General features: G+C 67.0%; 18 protein-coding genes. 10 read left to right on the top strand and 8 right to left on the bottom strand.

Going from position 1 to position 20337, the window contains the following annotated elements; all coding sequences use genetic code 11:
* Positions 1-4 precede the first annotated feature (4 nt).
* The 3 genes from grpE to ACWW1C_RS02335 form a co-directional block, all read right to left on the bottom strand.
* Positions 5-655: a nucleotide exchange factor GrpE gene (gene grpE, locus ACWW1C_RS02345; RefSeq protein ID WP_455981939.1), complete on the bottom strand. Its 651-nt coding sequence runs from the start codon at positions 653-655 to the stop codon at positions 5-7.
* Positions 652-2520: a molecular chaperone DnaK gene (dnaK, locus tag ACWW1C_RS02340; RefSeq protein ID WP_455981938.1), complete on the bottom strand. Its 1869-nt coding sequence runs from the start codon at positions 2518-2520 to the stop codon at positions 652-654. The genes grpE and dnaK overlap by 4 nt, the downstream gene beginning before the upstream one ends.
* Positions 2521-2711: 191 nt before the next feature.
* Entirely contained in the window at positions 2712-3359 is a 648-nt protein-coding gene (locus ACWW1C_RS02335; RefSeq protein ID WP_455981937.1) for a pyridoxamine 5'-phosphate oxidase family protein, read from the bottom strand.
* 77 nt (positions 3360-3436) lie between these two features.
* Here ACWW1C_RS02335 and ACWW1C_RS02330 point away from each other — a divergent pair, with 77 nt between their 5' ends.
* Together ACWW1C_RS02330 and ACWW1C_RS02325 are read left to right on the top strand one after the other, a co-directional pair.
* Entirely contained in the window at positions 3437-4849 is a 1413-nt protein-coding gene (locus ACWW1C_RS02330) for an aminotransferase-like domain-containing protein (protein WP_455981936.1), read from the top strand.
* Positions 4850-4865: 16 nt separating this feature from the next.
* Positions 4866-5588: an oxygen-binding di-iron domain-containing protein gene (locus tag ACWW1C_RS02325; RefSeq protein ID WP_455981935.1), complete on the top strand. Its 723-nt coding sequence runs from the start codon at positions 4866-4868 to the stop codon at positions 5586-5588.
* Here the strand turns inward: ACWW1C_RS02325 and ACWW1C_RS02320 are convergent.
* Positions 5585-7036: a DUF222 domain-containing protein gene (locus tag ACWW1C_RS02320; RefSeq protein WP_455981934.1), complete on the bottom strand. Its 1452-nt coding sequence runs from the start codon at positions 7034-7036 to the stop codon at positions 5585-5587. The two genes, ACWW1C_RS02325 and ACWW1C_RS02320, sit on opposite strands and share 4 nt — an antisense overlap.
* A gap of 502 nt (positions 7037-7538) precedes the next feature.
* On the opposite strand from ACWW1C_RS02320, the gene ACWW1C_RS02315 reads away from it, so the two are divergent.
* From ACWW1C_RS02315 to ACWW1C_RS02295, 5 genes are read left to right on the top strand one after another with little or no spacing between them, the layout of a single operon-like run.
* A complete protein-coding gene (locus ACWW1C_RS02315; RefSeq protein WP_455981933.1) occupies positions 7539-9014 on the top strand; it encodes a flavin-containing monooxygenase in 1476 nt (491 codons plus the stop codon).
* Positions 9015-9028: 14 nt separating this feature from the next.
* Positions 9029-10006 carry an alpha/beta hydrolase gene (locus ACWW1C_RS02310; protein ID WP_455981932.1) on the top strand — a complete coding sequence of 326 codons (978 nt, stop codon included), beginning with the start codon at positions 9029-9031 and terminating at the stop codon, positions 10004-10006.
* A 51-nt stretch (positions 10007-10057) separates the two neighbouring features.
* The gene (locus ACWW1C_RS02305; protein ID WP_455981931.1) at positions 10058-12907 is read left to right on the top strand and encodes an AMP-binding protein; all 2850 of its coding nucleotides are present in this window, start codon (positions 10058-10060) and stop codon (positions 12905-12907) included.
* Between the two features lie 34 nt (positions 12908-12941).
* Positions 12942-13208, top strand: coding sequence for a hypothetical protein (locus ACWW1C_RS02300; RefSeq protein WP_455981930.1), 267 nt, complete (start codon positions 12942-12944; stop codon positions 13206-13208).
* 19 nt (positions 13209-13227) lie between these two features.
* On the top strand, positions 13228-13527 hold the full coding sequence (locus ACWW1C_RS02295; RefSeq protein WP_455981929.1) for a hypothetical protein: 300 nt from the start codon (positions 13228-13230) through the stop codon (positions 13525-13527).
* 9 nt (positions 13528-13536) lie between these two features.
* Here ACWW1C_RS02295 and ACWW1C_RS02290 read toward each other — a convergent pair whose 3' ends face one another.
* Both ACWW1C_RS02290 and ACWW1C_RS02285 read right to left on the bottom strand, forming a co-directional pair.
* A complete protein-coding gene (locus tag ACWW1C_RS02290) occupies positions 13537-15294 on the bottom strand; it encodes a SulP family inorganic anion transporter (RefSeq protein WP_455981928.1) in 1758 nt (585 codons plus the stop codon).
* Positions 15291-16340, bottom strand: coding sequence for a sulfate ABC transporter substrate-binding protein (locus tag ACWW1C_RS02285; protein WP_455981927.1), 1050 nt, complete (start codon positions 16338-16340; stop codon positions 15291-15293). Before ACWW1C_RS02285 ends, ACWW1C_RS02290 begins: the two co-directional genes overlap by 4 nt.
* A 122-nt stretch (positions 16341-16462) precedes the next feature.
* Here ACWW1C_RS02285 and ACWW1C_RS02280 point away from each other — a divergent pair, with 122 nt between their 5' ends.
* Genes ACWW1C_RS02280 through ACWW1C_RS02270 form a run of 3 tightly spaced genes read left to right on the top strand, consistent with a single transcriptional unit; the run spans position 16463 to position 18355 of the window.
* Complete coding sequence (locus ACWW1C_RS02280) at positions 16463-16987, top strand: hypothetical protein (RefSeq protein ID WP_455981926.1); 525 nt, start codon at positions 16463-16465, stop codon at positions 16985-16987.
* An 18-nt stretch (positions 16988-17005) separates the two neighbouring features.
* Entirely contained in the window at positions 17006-17935 is a 930-nt protein-coding gene (locus ACWW1C_RS02275; RefSeq protein WP_455981925.1) for an LLM class F420-dependent oxidoreductase, read from the top strand.
* A 33-nt stretch (positions 17936-17968) separates the two neighbouring features.
* Positions 17969-18355 (top strand): hypothetical protein, encoded by a 387-nt coding sequence (locus ACWW1C_RS02270; protein WP_455981924.1) that lies wholly within the window; start codon positions 17969-17971, stop codon positions 18353-18355.
* Here the strand turns inward: ACWW1C_RS02270 and ACWW1C_RS02265 are convergent.
* Together ACWW1C_RS02265 and ACWW1C_RS02260 are read right to left on the bottom strand one after the other, a co-directional pair.
* Positions 18352-19593, bottom strand: coding sequence for a DUF445 domain-containing protein (locus ACWW1C_RS02265; RefSeq protein WP_455981923.1), 1242 nt, complete (start codon positions 19591-19593; stop codon positions 18352-18354). The genes ACWW1C_RS02270 and ACWW1C_RS02265 overlap by 4 nt on opposite strands.
* On the bottom strand, positions 19593-20297 hold the full coding sequence (locus ACWW1C_RS02260) for an Abi-alpha family protein (RefSeq protein WP_455981922.1): 705 nt from the start codon (positions 20295-20297) through the stop codon (positions 19593-19595). Before ACWW1C_RS02260 ends, ACWW1C_RS02265 begins: the two co-directional genes overlap by 1 nt.
* Between the last annotated feature and the right edge of the window lie 40 nt (positions 20298-20337).

The raw sequence follows: 20337 nt of genomic DNA, 5'->3' as shown, positions 1-20337 counted from the left end.
TCGGTTACTCGTTTGATTCTGGTTTCTGTTCGGTCGCAGCGTCGGCATTGGCGGGCGTGTCGGAGGCACCTGTTGCCTCGCCGAACTCGGTAGGCACCGCGTCGACCACGCCCACCATGGCGTGTCGCAGCACCTGCTCGCCGAGCTTGTAGCCCTGGCGCATCACGGTGCCCAGCACCGGGTTCGAACCGTCACCCTCGTGCTGAACGGCCTCGTGGAGCGACGGGTCGAACTCGTCACCCTCGGCGCCGAACGCAGTCAGACCGATGTTGCCGAGTGCGGCAGACAGCTTGTCCGCCACCGACTTCAGCGGCCCGGACTCGAGATCGCCGTGGGCACGGGCCCGCTCGAGATCGTCGAGAACCGGCAACAGATGCTGCGCGACAAGGCCTTTGGCCCGTTCTGCCGCAGCTTGCTCCTGACGGATCGCCCGCTTGCGGTAGTTGTCGTACTCGGCCTTGAGGCGTTGCAGGTCTGCCTTGAGCTCCGCGGCTTCGTCGGACACCGGAGCCTCGGCCTCAGCGGAGGCCGGGGCCTCCGGCGTCGACCCCTCAGGGGCCGACGCCGGAGCGCCCTCACGCTTTTCGCCGGTTTCCGGATCGATGCGCCGCTTGTCGGTGATGGTCACCGGCTCGTGCGAATCGCTCTGGCTCACTTGTTCTCCTGATCGTCCTCGACGACCTCGGCGTCCACGACGTTGTCGTCGGCAGCGGCACCGGCCGATGACGCGCCCGCAGCTCCAGCTCCCGTGGTCTGCTCGGCCTGAGTGGCCTCGTAGATCGCCTGGCCCAGGGCCTGGCTCTCGACGCCCAGCTTCTCCATGGCCGTCTTGATGGCGGCGATGTCGGTGCCGGCGAGCGCCGTCTTGGCCTCGGCGATGGCACCGTCGACCTTGGTCAGGGTGTCCTCGGGGACCTTCGAACCGCCCTCGGCTTCGCGCTGGTCCTTGACGAACTTCTCCGTCTGATAGACGAGCGACTCGGCCTGGTTGCGGACGTCAGCCTCTTCGCGACGCTTCTTGTCCTCTTCGGCGTGCGCCTCGGCGTCCTTGATCATCCGGTCGATCTCGTCCTGCGACAGGCCCGAGCCTTCCTGGATCTTGATCGTGTTTTCCTTGCCGGTGCCCTTGTCCTTGGCGGTCACGTGCACGATGCCGTTGACGTCGATGTCGAAGGTGACCTCGATCTGCGGCACGCCACGCGGGGCCGGCGGAATGCCGGTCAGCTCGAAGGAGCCGAGCAGCTTGTTGTGCGCAGCGATCTCGCGCTCGCCCTGGAAGACCTGAATCTGCACGGACGGCTGGTTGTCGTCGGCCGTGGTGAAGGTCTCGGACCGCTTGGTCGGGATGGTGGTGTTGCGCTCGATCAGCTTGGTCATCACGCCACCCTTGGTCTCGATACCGAGGGACAGCGGGGTGACGTCAAGCAGCAGAACGTCTTTCACCTCACCCTTGAGCACACCGGCCTGCAGCGCGGCACCGACGGCCACGACCTCGTCCGGGTTGACGCCCTTGTTGGGCTCCTTGCCACCGGTCAGTTCCTTGACCAGCTCGGTGACGGCGGGCATCCGGGTAGAGCCACCGACGAGGACCACGTGGTCGATGTCGGAGACCGAGATACCGGCGTCCTTGATCACGGACTGGAACGGCTGGCGGGTCCGGTCGAGCAGGTCCTGCGTGATGCGCTGGAACTCGGCACGGGTCAGCTGCTCGTCGAGGAACAACGGGTTCTTGTCGGCGTCGACGGTGATGTACGGCAGGTTGATCGAGGTGCTCTGGCTCGAGCTCAGTTCGATCTTGGCCTTCTCGGCAGCCTCGCGCAGACGCTGCATCGCCATCTTGTCCTTGGTCAGGTCGATGCCGCTGGTGGCCTTGAACTTGTCGACCAGCCACTGCACGATGCGCTCGTCCCAGTCGTCACCACCGAGGTGGTTGTCACCGGAGGTCGCCTTGACCTCGACGACGCCCTCACCGATTTCCAGCAGCGAGACGTCGAAGGTGCCGCCACCGAGGTCGAAGACCAGGATGGTCTGTTCCTTCTCGCCCTTGTCCAGGCCGTAGGCCAGGGCGGCCGCGGTCGGCTCGTTGACGATGCGCAGCACGTTGAGGCCGGCGATCTGGCCGGCTTCCTTGGTGGCCTGACGCTGGGCGTCGTTGAAGTAGGCCGGGACGGTGATCACGGCGTCGGTGATGTCCTCACCGAGGTACGCCTCCGCGTCGCGCTTCAGCTTCTGCAGCGTGCGCGCGCTGATCTCCTGAGAGGTGTAGTTCTTGCCGTCGATCTCGACGGTCCAGTCAGTGCCGATGTGCCGCTTCACCGAACGGATGGTCCGGTCGACGTTGGTCACTGCCTGGTTCTTCGCGGGCTGACCGACCAGCACCTCGCCGTTGCGTGCGAACGCGACGACCGACGGGGTGGTCCGGGAGCCCTCAGAGTTGGCTACGACGACGGGATCGCCGCCCTCCAGCACCGAGACGCAAGAGTTGGTGGTCCCGAGGTCGATACCGACCGCACGAGCCATAGTGATGCCTCCTGATAGACATTGATGGGTGATCTGAGCGAACTGCGCTCAAGCTTGCTATCGGACGGGGCCGTCTGTCAAGCCGAACTTGAGCCTGATGCACTCAACTTGTTGTCGGTGAGTCCAACGGGAGCAGTTCCCGATCTATTCCCGATTCCCCAAAAACATCTATCCAGCACCATCCATGCTGGTCAGTGACCTCCCGCGGCGACCATCGCCCGCACCGACTCCGGCAGCTCCGCCGTCGACCACTCCGCCCGTTGCGGTGCGCCGTAGGCGACGGAGAAGGGCACGATTCCCGCCCAGGCGGTGGTTTCCTCGTCCGGTTCGCTCACCGGGCCGCCGTTGACCTTGTACACCCAGTCGCCGTCGGTGATCGGCAGGGAGATGACGTTGGTCGCCGCGATCTCCTTGGGCAGCATCGCGCGCACCTCGGCGGTGCGGCCGGGGATCAGCAATTCGCTGAACCGTTCCAGCAGGGCTTCCCGGTCGTCACGCGCGGCGGGCTGGACGTCGCCGTACAGCACCGCGGAACGGTAGTGCACCGACGAGTCGAAAGTGCTGTGCGCCACCACAAGTGCGTCCATGGCCGTCACGCAGAAGGCGACCTGCCGGCCCGCACCCTGGATGCCCAGCGTGCCCGCGCCCGTCGAACCGTGGATGAGGATCCGGTCGCCGTGACGGACGTACAGCGTCGGCACCGCGAGCGGCCGGACCTTGCCGTTCGGGCGGGCCACGTCGCCGACGCTGAGCACGCCCCACCACTGCCCGTCGAGGAACTCATCAAGGGCGACGCGCGCCGAGGACTGCCGACCGTACTTGCGGGTGACCTTCTCCATGATTCAAGATCACCACGATTGCGGACTGGTTGGAATAGCCAGAAATTGTATTTCTGTGATGCCAGTATTGTGGCGGCATGGCCCGTCACACCCGGCTGGTGCATCTGCCGCTCGACATCACCGACCTCAGCGCCAGGGGCATCGCGAGCCAGCTGGTGGCGTTCATCGCCACCGGCCAAGTCGGCGACGGGGACTGGCTGCCTTCCACCCGCGCCCTGGCCCACGAGGTCGGGGCGTCACGAACCATGGTCGCGGCCGCGTACGAGGAGCTGGTCGCCGCCGGATTTCTCGAGGGCGTGCCCGGTGCCGGGACTCGCACAACCGTGGGCGCCACGGCAGCCGCCAGAGCCGGGCTGTCCAGCCGGGCACCCCGTCTCGACGACGAAACCGTGGCGCCGGCGCCACCTGACACGGCGCTTCCGCCGGGCGGCATCGTGGATCTCCGCCCCGGCTCACCTGACACCGGGCTCATCGACATGCGGGCTTGGACGCGCGCGTGGCGGGCCGCTGCGTCGTCCCGGCCCACGACGCTCTCTCCGTGGCAGGACACCGACAACGCCTTCACCGCCGCCCTGTCCCATCACCTCCGCGTCAACCGCGGCGTCGACACCGACACGGTTCTCGACGTTCCCGGGTCGACGGCCGCGTTTCAGGCACTGGCCGCGGTGAGCGGCCTGACCCGCTGCTATCTCGAGTCGCCGTGTTATCCCGCCGCAGCGGAGGAGTTCGCCCGCAGCGGCCTGCAACCGGTCTTCGTTCCCGTCGACCACGACGGGCTGTGCGTCGACCGACTCGGCGATGAGGCCGGCATCGTCTACACGACACCGGCACACCAATACCCGCTCGGGCACCGGCTCTCGGTGAATCGGCGCGCCGAGTTGGTGGCATGGGCCAAGCGGACCGGGTCGCTCGTCATCGAGGACGACTACGACGGCGAGTTCCGCTACGGCGTCGCGCCACTGCCCGCCATCCGGTCGATACCGGGCGCCGCGGAGCACGTCGCCTACGTCGGCACTGCGTCGAAAATTCTGGCCTCGAGCCTGGGCGCCGCCTGGTTGGTGCCGCCGGATCCCCTGCGCGACGCGACCCAGACCTACCTGCGCGACCACCGGATCGCGGTCTCCACGATCACACGCGATGCCCTCACCGCATTGATCACTGGCGGCGAGCTGCATCGGCACCTGGCGCGAGCGAGCCGCGAATACCGTTGCCGCCGCGACATTTTGATCACCGAACTCGAAGCACGCTGCCCGAGCCTCGAGGTGCTCGGCGTACAGGCGGGGCTGCACGTCGCCATCGTGCTGCCCGGTGACCGCCGCGACCGAGACGTTGCCGCAGCACTCGAAGCCGACGGCCTCATCGTCGCGCCATTATCGACCTTTCCGCAGCGGACCGAATCTGAGATTAACGGCATCGCAGTCAATTTCGCGCAGATCGACCGGTCGACCGCCAGGCGGTTCGCCGATTGCATTGCCGCGGCGATCAGCTAGGGCGCACCATTGTCAGATGAGTGCCGACCCGAACACGGCAGTTGACGAGATTGCCCCCGACATCTACCGGATCTCCACCTGGATTCCGGGCATCACCGAACACGGCTTCACGTTCAACCAGTTCCTCCTGACCGGCGACGAGCCGTTCCTATTCCATTGCGGTCAGCGGCAGCTGTTCCCGCTGGTATCGGACGCCATCAGTCGGGTGATCCCGCTACAGCAGCTGCGCTGGATCTCGTTCGGCCATCTCGAGGCCGACGAGTGTGGCGCGATGAACCTGCTGCTCGCCGCCGCCCCTCATGCCGAGGTCATCCACGGCGGGCTGGCGTTGATGCTGTCGCTGGTCGACATGTGCGACCGCCCACCCGTCGCCGCCCCCGAGGACGTCCTGGACATCGGCGGACACCGGTTGAGGTTCATCGCCACGCCGCATGTTCCCCACAACTGGGAGGCGGGGCTGTGGTTCGACGAGACCACCTCCACCCTGCTCGCCGGCGACCTGTTTACCCACACCGGGCGCTGCCCCGCGCTGACCGAATCCGATTGCGTGGCAACGGCACTGGAAGCGGAGTCCATCTTCCACGCCACGGGCTTGACGACGAACCTCGCGCCGACACTCGAACAGCTCGCCGCGTTGAATCCGTCGACGCTGGCCCTGATGCACGGTTCGTCGTACGCCGGCGACGGGGCGGCGCAGCTGCGAGCACTCGCCGAGGGGTATGCCGCGATGGCCGCCTAGAAGGGTGCGGGTTCATCCCATTCCTCTGCGGCCAAGGCCATTTCGAGTTCGCGGCACCGGCGCCATTCCTCGCCGGCGATGCGTTCTTCGTTGACCATGCGAGCTTGGTTGACGAGTTGTTGGCGTTCTTGGGCTCGGGTGCGTTGGCGTTTGGGCATGCAGTGCCCGCGCGCGGGTGTGCGTGGCGGTTGCTCGGCGATCTCGGGTGTTCCGGTCGGGGTGGCCAGTTGTGGGTACCAGTGGGCGCCTTCGGGTTTGGTGATGTAGGTGTGCCCGGTGGGGGCGACCCAGACGACGGTGCCGTCGGGGTATTGGTGGTCGGTCCAGCCGTGGAACGTCTTGAGCAGGTGGTGAAAGCGGCATAGGCATTTGAGGTCCGACGGGTGGGTCGGGCCGGCCGGATATGGCACGGTGTGGTCGAGGTCGCAGGCCTCGGCGGGCCGGTCACAGCCCGGGAACCGGCACGTCAGGTCCCGGCAGCGCACGAACTCGGCCAGCTTGGCCGACGGCCGGTACCTCGGCTCGGCGGCATCCGGCGGTAGGTCCACGCGGCGGATGGTCGCCCCCTCGGCGAGGTGGGCCACCTGCTCGGCGGGGATCTGCCCGTACCCGGGCAGGAGCCCTGGGGCCTGCCCGTCCACTGCCTCGCGCGTAGCGATTACGTGGATGACCGCGCGGGTGCCGACGGTCGGCGCCGGTAGCTCGCCGGCCGCGGCGGGGCAGTCGGATTGCCCGCACTCGCACCGCAACCGACCGCCGCGGGCGAGGGCGTCGATGGCGGCGGCACGCCGTTGATCATGGCTGCGCGGATCGTCCGTGCAGACCCCGCGGGCCAGGTCATCCAGGGCAGCGTCGAGTACGGCGGCGGTCGCGGCATCGACCGTTCCGCAGATGCTCGCCGCCCCCGGGCCGCAGGCGCGGATGTCGAGGTAGCGGGCCTGCGACGGGGGTCGAGGTGCGTGCACGCCGGCCTGGTCGGACGCGGCGATGATCGCGTCGATGCGTTGTTCCATTTTCGGTTTCGACAACCGCCCCCACGCCACGATCTTGGCGGCCAGGTCGGCGTCGACCTGCCCGGCGACGTCGTCGTCGATGATCAGGTCGGTGCGGGCGACGATCATCGCGACCATCACCGCATCGATCAGGCCTTTGGCGTAGACGGCCGCCACCTTGGGCAGGCGGGTGCGCAGCATCACCGCCCGATCCACCTGCGCCTGCGCTCGCTTGCGGGACACCCCCAACGCGGCGGCAACCTCGACCACCAGCCCGGCATAGCCGTCGATCGCCCAATACCTCTTCTCGATGTCATCGTCGGGGGCCCGTAGTGCCCACAGGTCACCGATCGCCGCCAGGCGGCGGGCGCCGGCGGCGTTCTCCTCCCGGGTCGAGAGGGTGATCGCGTCGACTGCCGCGGCCGCGGCGTGGGGACCACCAAATGATTCGCTCATGTGTTCGAACATACGCTCGCCCACCGACATGAAATGGCGGTCGCGGCGAGCGTGTCATTGCCGACGGTTAGGGTGCCTAAATAGAAGGGGCGCAGCGTGATTGGAACCGACAGACCGCTGCGGGAAGGGTGGGGCTGGATCGTCGACGGTTAGATCGGCTAGCCAACAGCATGCAGGCGATGGGATGGCGCACAGAAAGCCGCCGGGCCCCGCAGCCCGAGGCTTGGCGCCGCTTAGCCGGCCTAACCGTCAAGGATCGCTGCGCGGACGGGGGAGTGCTGTAGCCCAAGGCGGGATGGGCTCGGCCAGGACTACCGAGCCCACCTAACCGTCGAGGATCCGTGCCTGTGTCGATGGACAGCGGGCCCGCCCGGTGACGCCGGCCAGGCCCGGAACTCACAGTGCACGCGGTAAGCGCGACAAGTCTGCAAAACCCGGCGTGGACGCCGCATCGCACTACTAACGTCGCAGGTACACCCGCCGGACCGGCAAAGGAGTGCCCATGACAACCACCGCTCCCATCGACGTCCTGGTCGTCGGCGCCGGCATCTCCGGCATCGGAATGGCGTATCACCTCAAGACTTTTCGGCCGGGCACCTCATTCCTGGTGTTGGAGGGCCGGGACGGGATCGGCGGCACCTGGAGCCTGCACCAATACCCGGGCATCCGGTCCGACTCGGACATGCCGACCTTCGGCTTCGGCTTCAAGCCGTGGACGCACCGCAAGTCCATCGCCGACGGGCACATCATCCTCGACTACCTGCAGCAGACCGTGGAGGAGAACGACCTGGCCGGCCACATCCGGTTCGGCTACCACGTGGATTCGGCCAATTTCGACTCCCGCCAAGGACTTTGGACCGTCACCACCACCCACGACGGGCACCCCGAAACCTTCACCTCACGCTTCCTGTTCCTGGGTACCGGGTACTACGACTACGAGAATCCGTACATCCCCGACTTCCCGGGCAGGGACGACTTCGAGGGCCCGGTGATCCACCCCCAACTGTGGTCGCAGGATCTGGACTACACGGGCAAGAACGTCGTCGTCATCGGCAGCGGCGCCACCGCCGTCACCCTGATCCCGAACATGGCAGACAAGGCCGCGCACGTCACCATGCTGCAGCGCTCGCCGAGCTACGTGTTCTCGATTCCGGCGTCCGACCCGATCGCCAACGTGCTCAACAAGGTGCTCGGCCACGAGCGGGCGTACAAGATCGTGCGACGTAAGAACATCTCGCTGAACCGCGGGATGTTCAAGATGTGCATGCGCTACCCGAAGCTGATGCGAAAGCTGTTGATCGCCAACGTGGCCCGGCAGCTGCCGAAGAACTTCGACGTCGACACGCACTTCACGCCCAAGTACAACCCGTGGCAACAGCGGCTCGCGATGGTGCCCGACGGTGACCTGTTCAAGATGGTCTCGTCGGGCAAGGCCTCGATCGTCACCGACCACATCGACCGGTTCACCAAGAACGGCATCCTGCTGCAGTCCGGGCAGGAGTTGGCCGCCGACATCATCATCTCGGCGACCGGGCTGAACATGACGCCGTTCGGCAAGATCGCGCTGAGTGTCGACGGGCATCTGCTTCATCTGCCCGACCTCACGGTCTATAAGGCGATGATGCTGTCCAACGTGCCGAACTTCGCGTTCGCCGTCGGCTACACCAACATCGCCTGGACGTTGAAGGTCGACCTTGTCTGCGAGCACTTCTGCCGGATGCTCGACTACATGGACGAGCACGGCTACAGCAAGGTGGTCCCCGTCCTCGAAGACGGCACCATGGAACGAGTTCCATTGCTGGACATGACGTCCGGCTATGTCCAGCGAGCCGTCGCGAAGTTCCCGCGCGGCGGCACATACGGCCCATGGGCGTTCAAGCACGCCTACGAAATGGATCAGGAACGGCTGCGCAACGGCCCGATCGAGGATCCCGCGCTCGTCTTCACGCCCGCCTCCGCGCCGCTGTCCGTGGTCTGACCGAAGGAGCGATCATGACAACCGAGTTCTTTTTCATCAGCCACGGCGAACGTTGTGCCGCATGGCATCTGACCGCAGACAGTGACGCACTGACCGGACAGAGCGGGCGACCGTGTGTCGTCATGGCCCATGGCTTCGGCGGTACCCGCGACTCCGGGCTACTGGCGTTCGCCGAGCCCTTCGCCGCCGCCGGCATGGACGTGGTGCTGTTCGACTACCGGGGCTTCGGTGATTCCGAAGGCGAACCGCGCCAGGATGTTTCGGTCAAGAAGCAGCGCCAGGACTATCACGCCGCCATCGACGCGGCCCGGAACCTGCCCGGCGTCGACCGCGATCGCATCGCGCTGTGGGGCACGTCGTACTCCGGCGGGCACGTCATCGCTGTCGCCGCCGCGGACCAGCGGGTCGCCGCCGTGGTGTCCCTGTGTCCCGCGACCGATGGCCTGGCCGCGCTGGTGCAGGGCTACAAAGAGGCGGGTGCCGGGCCGCTGGCCCGCCTGGTCGCGCACGGCCTGCTCGACGCCGCGGGGGCACGCCTCGGGCGCCGGCCGCACTACGTGCCCGTCACCGGACAGCACGGCGACACCGCGGCACTCACCACACCCGGCGCGGAAGAGGCCTGCCTCGCCATGGCCGGGCCCACCTGGCGCAACGAATTCGCCGCCCGCACGGTGCTGGAGATGGCGTTCAACCGACCGACCGTGCACGCGAGTCAGTTGGAGTGCCCGCTGCTGGTGCAAGTCGGCACCAACGACCTCATCGCGCCGCCGGACGCCGCCCGCCGCGCCGCGAAGAAGGCCGGATACCTCGCCCATCTGGTCGAGTACCCGGCCGACCACTTCGACTTCTACTCGGGCCCCTGCCACGAGGCGGCCCTCGCCGACGAGCTGACGTTCCTGACCCGAGTCCTCGATCCGATCCGCTCGACCGACGTCCATCTGCGGTCGACGAACCCGCCGACACCCAGACTGGCGGTCAAACTGCCGTGGTGAACGCATCCGCTTGGCATGATCTGCACCGAGTGTTGATCGAAAGGGCGGACCGTGATCTTCGACAGGGTTGTGGCGACGACGCGTAACTGGCTGGAAGTGGCCCGCTACGGCGGGCTGGAGACAGGCGAAGAACCGTCACCGTACGACGTCGTCGCCCAGGGCCGGATCCACAAGCTGCGGCGGTACCGCACCAGTGGCGAGGCGGGCCGTCCCCAGGTGCTGCTGGTGCCACCCCTGATGCTGACGGCCGACGTGTTCGACGTATCGCCGCAGGCCAGCGGCGTGCGCACGCTGATCGAGCACGGCATCGACCCGTGGGTCATCGATTTCGGCTCGCCGGAGAAGGAAGCCGGCGGCCTGGAGCGCAACCTGGGCGACCACGTGCTGGCAGTCGATGCGGCGATCGACGAGATGGTCACCTTGACCGGCGGCGACGTCCACCTCGCCGGCTACTCGCAGGGCGGCATGTTCTGCTACCAGACCTCGGCGTACCGGCGGAGCGTCGGCATCGCCAGCGTCATCACCTTCGGCAGCCCGGTGGATCTCAGCAAAACGGCCCCGATGGGCGTCCCCGCGGAAATCGCCATTCCCGGCATGGGGTTCGTCATGGAGAACGTCCTGCGGGGTCGGTCGGTGCCAGGCTGGGCGACCCGGTTGGGGTTCCAGCTGCTCGACCCGGTGAAAGCAGTGACGGGCCAGCTGCAGTTCCTCGCCGCGCTGCACGACCGCGATGCCCTGCTGCCGCGCGAAGGGCAGCGCCGCTACCTGATGAACGACGGCTGGGTGGCGTGGCCCGGCCCGGCACTCGCCGAGTTCCTGCAGCAGTTCCTGGTGCACAACCGGATGCTGAGGGGCGGATTCAGCATCGCCGGACGGCCGGTGACCCTTGCCGACATCACCTCGCCGATTCTGGCGTTCGTCGGCGACGTCGACGAGATCGCCCCGCCGGCCTCGGTGCGCGGGATCGTGGGGGCGGCGCCGCGCGCAGACATCTACGAAAGCACCCTCCACGCAGGGCATTTCGGGTTGGTCGTGGGCAGCACCGCGACGTCGCACACCTGGCCGCTGGTCGCCGACTGGATGCGGTATGCCGAGGGCAAGGGCCCGCAGCCGGAGCACGTCACCATGATCGATGCGACGACGACCGCAGGCGAACCGGCGCCCGCGGGGCCGGCCGAGGGTGTGCAGACGCTGATCGACGCCGGCCGCATGGTCGCCGGCTCCGTCGCGCGTTCGGTCGGGGACGTCCGAGGCATGTTCGGCACGGTGTCGCGCCAGATGCCCCGGTTGGCGCGGATCCGCAGACTGGACGCGAATACGCGAATTTCGTTGGCGCTCTTGTTCGATGAGCAGGCCCAGCAGGCACCCAACGACGTCAGCTTCATGTACGAGGACCGCAGTTACACCTACGGTGAGAACAAGGTCCGCATCGACGCGGTGGTCCGCGGCCTGCTCGCCGCGGGTGTGCGTGCCGGTGAGCACGTGGGCGTGTTGATGGGCACCCGCCCGTCGGCGCTGGCGGTGGTGACCGCGCTCAACCGGATCGGCGCGGTGGCCGTGATGCTGCGCCCCGGCGCCGACACCGCGCGAGAGGTCGAGCTCGGCAAGGTCAACCGTGTCATCGCGGACCCCGAGCATTCCGAGGCCGACTTCGCCGGGCGCCCGCTGCACACCTTCCTGTTGGACACGCCGTACCTCAATCGGGACCGCACCCTGACGGCCCTGGAGATCGGCGAGACCAACGCCGTGCGCATCCCGGACTGGTACCGCCCCAACCCGGGCCGCGCGGGCGAGCTCGCGTTCATCTTCTTCGGCGGTCCGGACGACGACCCGCGTCCAATCCGAGTCACCAACGGCCGCTTCGGTTTGTCGGCGTACGGCACCGCGACGTCGGCGACGCTGAACAACTCCGACACCGTCTACTGCATCAACCCGATCTATCACACCTCCGGCCTGTTGACGGGCATCGGCGGCGCGGTCGCGGGCGGCAGCCGGCTGGCGATGGCCACCGACCTGGACCCGACGACGTTCTGGACGGAAGTGCGTCGGTACGGCGTGACGATCGTCTGTTACACGTGGGCGCAGCTGCGGCCACTGGTCAACGCCGCGCCGCAGCCTGCCGAGCGCAACCACTCGGTGCGGCTGTTCGTCGGCTCCGGCATGCCGCGCGGCCTGTGGCGCCGGGTGCTGGACCGGTTCGCACCCGCCGGTGTTCTCGACTTCTGGTCGACCAGCGAGGGCGAGGCGATCCTGGCCAACGTCAACCCGGCCAAGCCCGGTTCGCTGGGCCGGCCGCTGCCCGGCAGCGCGACCGTCGAGGTCGTGCAGTGGGATCCCGAAGCGCAGCAAGTTCTTTCGGGCGCCGACGGTTACGCGGTGCGGTGCGCCGACGACGAGACCGGCCTGCTGCTCGTGAAGATCAGTTCCGCGACCACCGCGTCGGCGCCGCCGCTGCGCAATCTGTTCGCGGCCGGCGACGCCTGGTTCTCCAGCGGCAGCCTGGTCAGTCGGGACAGCGACGGCGACTACTGGCTCATCGACTCCGTCGACACCCAGATCCGCACCGTCGACGACGTGGTGGCGTCGCTGCCGATCACCGCGGCCATCGGCAAGCTGCCCGCCGTCGACCTCGTGCACACCTACGGAGTCGCTTCCGACGACGCCGAAGTGGCCGTCGCGGCACTGTCCCTGTTGGACGGGCAGGACATCTCGGCCACCGACCTGGACGAGGCGCTGGCGAGCCTGCCGGCCGAGCAACGGCCCGCGTTCGTCCGCATCGTCGACGAGTTGCCGATGACGCCGTGGCACCGCCCGGTCGCCGGGCCGCTGCGCCACGACCCGCTGCCCCCGCCGGGCCGGTATTTCACCCGGACGGACAGCGGTGGTTACAAGGAAAACTGACACCTGGACTGACACAGTCGTCAATACTCTTCGTATGAAGAAGTCCGTTGTTGCAGTGCTGTTCCTGCTCGCGTCCGCGGCCGTGCCGGCCGTCGGCGCACCGGCCGCACATGCCGATGTGTGCGGCAGTGTCGGCGGCCGCCACGTCAGTGCCGGCGGCTGCACGAACATCGCCGGCGATGCGGCGGTGGCTGCGGCGGCTCCGGAGGACGCGGCCGCCCAGGCCGCGGCAGGCCGGCCGCCGTGCTACACCCCGGCCGGGGTGCCCTACTACACGCCGGGTGACTTGCCTTGTAACTGAGGCCCTTTAGGCTGGCGCCATGCACAAGTCACTGCAGCGTGCCGCCGTCATCGCCGCGGCCGCCTTGGCGCCCATGGCCATCACCGCCGCGATCGCGCCGGCCGTCAGCAACGCGGACTGCGACAACGGCACCTGGTGGGATCCGGTACAGAACCGGTGCCAGGCCCCGGTGGTGCAGAACTGCCCCGGCGGCTGGTGGGACCCGAACATCAACAGCTGCCGACCGCCCGTCTCGACTACGCCGCTCGACTGCCGCGACGGCGCGTGGTGGGACCCGATCAACAACATCTGCCGACCGCCGGTGCTGCCTCCGCAGTAGCGGGTCCGGTCAGACCAGGTAGTACAGCTCCCCGCCGCTGCTGACGCCACTGGGAACCGGCCGTGACTCCGCGTAGCGGACTGCCTTGAGCGTTGCCGAGAACTCCTTCTCCTCTTCCGGGAAGATGTGTTCGTCCGGGAACCAGTCACGCAGCCCGACGTTGCCCAGGACGTCCAGCGTGTCGGGCCGGACGCCGGCCAGCAGGACGGTGACACCCAGCTCGGCCAGGTCACGCAGGAACCGCTCGATTCGCTCGATACCCACCGCATCGGGGTTGCGGGTCCGTTTCAGCCGGAGCACCACGGATTGGGTCCCTTCGGTCTTGACCCGTTCGGTGAGTGCGTCCAGCGCATGCTCGATTTCCGGTGCGGCACCGAAGAACAACTCTCCTTCGATGTCGTAGATCAGGATGGCCGGATTGTCGGGCTCACCGCCGACGCGTTCCCGGACCACCCGCTCAGGGGTGACCACCAACTCGGCGATCTTGAGCTTGGAGGCCCGGGGCACGAACAACAGGATCGACAGCGCGACGCCGAGCAGCACTGCCTTGTCCAGATCGACGACCACGCCGGTGATTGCCGTGACGATCACCAACCCCGCGTCGTAGCGAGACGCTTTGACCGTGCGCACCAACCGATGAAAGTCGACCAAACGCACCGCGGTGACCAACAACAGGCCGGCGAGTGCCGCCTTCGGGATGTAGCTCAACAGCGGCGCGAACAACAGCAGTGCGCCGGCCACTGCCACCGCCGCGACGACGCCGGAGAACCGGGTGGCCGCGCCGGCCTGGAAGTTGATGGCCGACCGCGACAGCGAGCCCGAACCGGGCAGGCTCTGGAAGAAACCACCGGTCAGGTTGGCCAGTCCTTCCGCCAGAATCTGCCGGTTGTAGTCGATCTTCTGCTGCGTCTGGTGCGCAATGGCTTTCGCGATCGACAGGGCCTCGATCAAGCCGATGAACGCGACCGCCAACGCACCCTGCGACAGGTGCGGCAGCCACTCCCAATGCACCACCGGAATGTGGAAGTCGGGCAGGCTGGCGGGAATCTTTCCGGTGATCGACACGGCGGCCTTGCCGCCGTGGCTCGGCGTCGACCAGCCCGAGAAGTAGGCGATCAGAGCCGCGATGACCAACACGGCAAGCATGTCGATCTGTGGCCAGCCGAAGCGCTGCACCAACTTTCGGAGCACGACGGCCGCCACGACAGCCGTGACACTCAGTATCACGGCGCGGTAGTTGATCGCGTCGCCGTGGAACAGCGTGAGGTAGGTGCGGTACAGCACCTGCATGGTGCCGTTGCCCCGGTCCTTGACGCCGACCGCATTCCCCAACTGTCCCAGGGCAAGCAGGAACGCGGCTGCCAACATGAACCCGACGATCACCGACTCGGAGATATAGCGAGTCAGGTCACCGAGTTTGAACACCGAGATCAGGATCTGAATGGTGCCCACCAACACCCCGAGCACGAACAGCGCCTCGAACAGCTCGGTGCGGTTCTCCGGGTCGATGAACGCCAATGAGCTGAACACCAACAGCGAGATGGCGCTGGTGGGTCCGTTGATCAGGTGTGACGACGAACCGAATATCGAAGCGATGAGCGTCACCACGATGGCGGAGAAGACGCCGTACTTGGGGTCGACACCCGCGATCAAGGCATAGGCCATGCCCTGCGGCAGAGCGATGGCGGCCACCGTCAGGCCCGCGATCAGATCGCGCCGGGCGAAGGTGCGGTCGTAGTTGAGTTTCAGGTTCGAAAGCAGGCTCACGATCCCACCACCGTTCGCTGCGCAGGAATATGAATGGTGTCGACGATTCCGTTGTCGCCGAAGAACTTCTCGGCGGCGTCTGCCCAGTCCTCGGCGATCGCGGACACCGGGAACAGCGAGATGTCCGGCAACTGGGCCCGATACTTGGCCTGGATCTGCGGGTTGATCGAGCGGTAACCGTACTGCGCGATCACGTCCTGGGCCGGGTCGGTGAACAGGTAGTCCAGGTAGGCCTTGGCGTAGGCCTCGGTCTTCTTGCCGGCCACGTTCGCATCGACCCAGGCCACCGCGGGTTCGGCCTTGATGCTCACCAGCGGATACACGATCTGCAGCTCACCCGGCGCCGCAGCCACCTCCCGGATGGCCTCGTTCTCCCATGTCAGGTGCACATCGCCGATCTTCTGCACGGCGAAGCTGGTGGCCGCGCCGCGCGCGCCCTCATCGGCGACGGAGACGTGCTTGAACAACGCCGCCAGGTAGTCGTGGGCCGCTGCCTCGGAGCCACCGCGGGTCGTCACCGAACCCCACCCGGCCAGCACGCTGAGCTTGCCGTTGCCCGATGTCCGCGGGTCCGGAGTCACCACCGAGACATCGCCCTTGACCAGGTCGGGCCAGTCGTGGATGTTCTTCGGGTTGTCCTTGCGGACCACGAACACAATGGTCGACGTATAGGGCACCGAGTTGTTGGGCAGCCGGTGCTGCCAGTCTTTGGCGATCAGCCCACGCTTGGCCAGCTTGTCGACGTCACTGACCAAGGCCAGTGAGACCACACCGGCCTTCGACGTACCGTCGACGACATTGCGCGCCTGGCGGCCGGACCCGCCGTGCGACTGGCTGATGTCGACGGTGACTCCGGTCTGGTCGCGGTACTGCGCGACGAACTGCGGATCGAGTGCCGCGTACAACTCGCGTGTCGGGTCATAGGACACGTTCAGCAGCGCATCCGGCGAGGAACTGTGAATGTTCTTGAACCCGATCAGAACTCCGGCGACGGCAATGGCGACGACGCCCACCAGACCGAGCGGGGATATGTGTTTTCTGCTCATCGCCACCTCTGTTCACTAAGGAAGATCGACGATAGGCAGCAGGACGCGCCGGGGCAGCGGTCTGGATCAGCGCGATCAGATCTCCCGTAGCCTGATGGCCGATGGACCACACACGGCTCACCATGTCTGCTACCGCTGCATTGGCGGCCGCACTGCTCGCCGGCTGCGACGGCTCCACCCCCGGAAGCCCGAAGTCGGCGCTGCCCAGCGGAGCAACGTCTGCCACGAGCACCCCGACCCCATCGGAAAAGGCGATCCGCCCGGTTCCGGTCAGCCCGATCCCCCCACCGAGTGCGGTGCCACCCACCGCGCAGGCCTTGGCTCCGCAGAACGGATACGTCTTCGTCGCGACCAAGTCCGGTCAGACGCGGTGCCAGCTCAGCAAAGCGGCTGTCGACTGCGAATCGACCTTCGCCAATGCGCCGCAGGTCAACGGAGAGACCGCGCACGGCGTCCGGGTCACCGCGGACGGCAAATTGTCTTGGGGCGTGGGCAATCTCGGCGCGATCCCGACCGTCACCTTGGACTACCAGACGTATTCGGCGGTGGGTTGGACCATCCTCGCCGGGGCCGAAGGCACCCGCTTCACCAATGCCGGCACCGGCCGCGGGATGTTCGTCTCGACAGCGGGCGTGAAGGCGTTTTGATTCACTAGGCTGGGCGGCATGGACTTCCGGGTATTCGTCGAACCGCAGCAGGGTGCCACCTACGCCGACCAGCTTGCCGTGGCGCAGGCCGCCGAAAAGCTCGGCTACTCCGCGTTTTTCCGGTCCGATCACTACCTGGCCATGGCCGGTGACGGGCTGCCCGGCCCCACCGACTCCTGGGTGACGCTCGGCGGCATCGCCCGCGAGACCAGCACCATCCGGCTGGGCACCATGGTCACCTCCGCGACGTTCCGGCACCCCGGCCCGCTCGCCATCGCCGTCGCGCAGGTCGACGAAATGAGCGGTGGCCGTGTGGAATTGGGCCTCGGTGCCGGGTGGTTCGCCGAAGAGCACGAGGCCTACGCCATTCCGTTCCCGGGGCTGGGTGAACGCTTCGACCGGCTGGAAGAGCAGCTGCAGATCATCACCGGCTTCTGGGACACCCCAGTCGGTGAGCACTTCGACTTCGCCGGCAAGCACTACACCGTCAAGAACTCCCCGGCGCTGCCCAAGCCGGCACAGGCCCACCCACCGGTGATCATCGGTGGCGGCGGCGCCAAGCGCACCCCGGCGCTGGCCGCTCGGTTCGCGTCCGAGTTCAACATCCCGTTCGTGGACATCGATACTCTCACCACCCAGTTCGGTCGGGTGAGGGCAGCTGTCGAAGCGGCCGGCCGGGCGCCCGAAAGCATCACCTACTCGGCGGCTTTCGTCCTGTGCGCCGGTAAGGACGGCGCCGAGATCGCCCGCCGGGCCGCCGCCATCGGCCGCGAGGTCGACGAGATGCGCGGCAACTCCCCGACCGTCGGCACCCCTGCGGAGATCGTCGACAAGCTGGCGCCGTTCGTCGCCGCCGGAGTCGAGCGAATCTACCTGCAGGTGCTGGACATGGCCGATCTCGACCACATCGAGTTGTTCAGCACGGAGGTCATCCCCCAGCTGCGCTGACCAGCGGTCATTCCTCAGCTACGCTGACCGGCCATGACCGAGCGGCCGTGGCATGAGCGCACCCCGCATCTCGTGGGCGCCAGCATCGCCGCGCTGGCCGCGATCGCGCTGCTGTACTTCGCCGGGGCCTGGTTGACGCGGCACTACAACCAGCCGCAGCCGCCGCCGATGCCCGTCATCGTGGATGAGCCGGTCCATTCGTCGACCACGACGGTCACGACGACCGCCCCGACGTCCACCAGCTACCCGTCGGTGACCCCGTCGACCACCGACATCGACGTGCCGCCGACCACCGACACGACGACGTCGACGACATCGACACCGTCCGGCGACAGCACGACCACCAGCCGCACCCCGACGACGTCCACGTCGATCACGCAGTCGCGGCGCACCCACCCGCCGGGACCGCGACCGCACTAGTGCGTGAAGAACTCGATCATCAGCACCTGGAGTTCACCGACACAGCCACCGAGGATGGCGCCGATGGCGATCATCAGCGGTTCGTCGTCCTTGAACACCGGCCGCAGAATCGACTCGTACTCCTCGTTGGAGAGCTGATTCATCTTCTCGATGATGGTGTTCTCGAGGTCGATCTTGCTCATGGCGTAGTCCTGCGCGTCCAGCAGCGTGGACGGGAGCCGCTCGACCACCAGGTCGACGATCTTGTCCTTGAGCGCGTTGTACTTCGACGTACCGACCGCGAATTTCACGACCGTGCCGGTGAAGCCGCCGATCTCGCTGTCGATGGCGGCCTCGACCTCGCGCGCGATCATGGCGAACAGCTTGTCGGCACCCGGGCCCTTGAGGATGCCGTCGTACAGGATGTCCGGCGCGAACAGGTCCTCGGAAAGAATGCGGGCGTAATCCGCGGTGATCTTGTCGCGCTGGGCGTGCAGCAACCCCTGGAACTTGATAAAGCCCAGGTACTTCGTCGGCTTGACGGGCCGGAACAGCATGTTCAGCGCGATGTAGTCGCTCACCAGACCGATGCCGAAACCGAACGCCGGCATGATCCACGGCAGCTTGAAGATGGCCCAGACGAACATCTGCGCGGTGCCGATGATCAAACCGAAGTAGATGCCGCTGCGCCGCACGAACGCCATGGCGTCGTCGGACAGGCCGCGCATCAGCTTGTTGAGCTTCTCCTTGTTGCGCACCAGTGTCGTGACCGCGAGGAACTGCAGATCCACGAAGCGGCTCAGGTCCGACTGCATCTCGTTCAGCATCTTCTCGGTGATGCGCGGCGCCTGGGAGTGGATGCGGTTGAGGATCGCCTGGCGCCCGGCCTCCGGCAGCGAATCCCACAGGCCCGGACGGATCTCCTCCGCGACGTCGCGAGCGATGCCGTCGATCGATGCCGCCAGCGGTTCGCGCAGCACCTCGACGGCCTCTTTGGCGTCGATCCGGGACAACAGTTCCTCGGGTTTGAGCAGATTCGCGGTGAGCAGCTCGATCGTGGTGGAGCCGACCTTGCCGGCCCGCCGCGGGATGATCCCCTGCCAGCCGATCGGACCGATGCCCTTGAACTCCAGCGGCCGGTAGATCATCTCCATCGCGACGATCTTGGTGCTCCAGCCGACGAACGCGGCCACGAGCGGCATGGAGAAGTAGATGATCCAGTGCGCTCGGAAGTCGACAAGGATCTCGGTCAGGGACATCAGCGCCACCCGTCTTGGTCGTCCTCCGCGGTGGCGGCGGCCCACAGCGATCGGCCCAGCGGCGACAGCGTCAACGTCAGCTTCTCCACCTTGGCGGGCAGCGGACCCTTCGACGCGGCCTTGATCGCGTTGAGGACGATGGTCTCAGCCATCAACACCTCGTACTCGGTTTTCAGCGCAGAATCCTCCGGGCCGATCTCCACGAGGCGCAACGCCAGCAAATGCCCGACGTACTGCGGCGTCATCTGCGGGAGCGCGACGTTCGCGGTCCGGCCGACCAACGCCGCGTTCTCCAGCACCGCCTTGCGGGTCCGGTCGAAGACATTGACCAACGGAGAGACGGAGCCGTCGGACAACGCGCCGACGATGCGGGCCTCGTCGGCGACCAACTGGTCGAGCAGATGGTGGTACAGCTCGGTCTGGCTCCCGGCGGTGTTCTGGTCGAGCGCCCGGTTCAGCAGGTCGCTCATCTTGGAGTTGAGCGACTCGTCGGAAGCGCCCGGTTTGGCGCTCGAGGACTTCGGCGCCGAGGCATCTGCAGCCGAGACGATGTCGTCGTCGTTGTCTTCCGGTTCCAGTTCGTTGAGGCCTTTACGCAGGGCGCCGACGATCTGCTGCTCGGTCCAGCTGTAGACGTCCAGGCCGAGCCGAGCGGCATCTACCGCGCGTCCTACCAGGCCGAAGGGATCAAACGATTGAGCCACCCGCAAACGGTAGCTGCGCGGGGTACCAAATTGCCAACGA

Source organism: Mycobacterium sp. HM-7, from assembly GCF_053852335.1.
The sequence above is the reverse complement of the archived record's forward strand: the minus strand, read 5'-3'. Positions and strand labels throughout refer to the sequence as shown.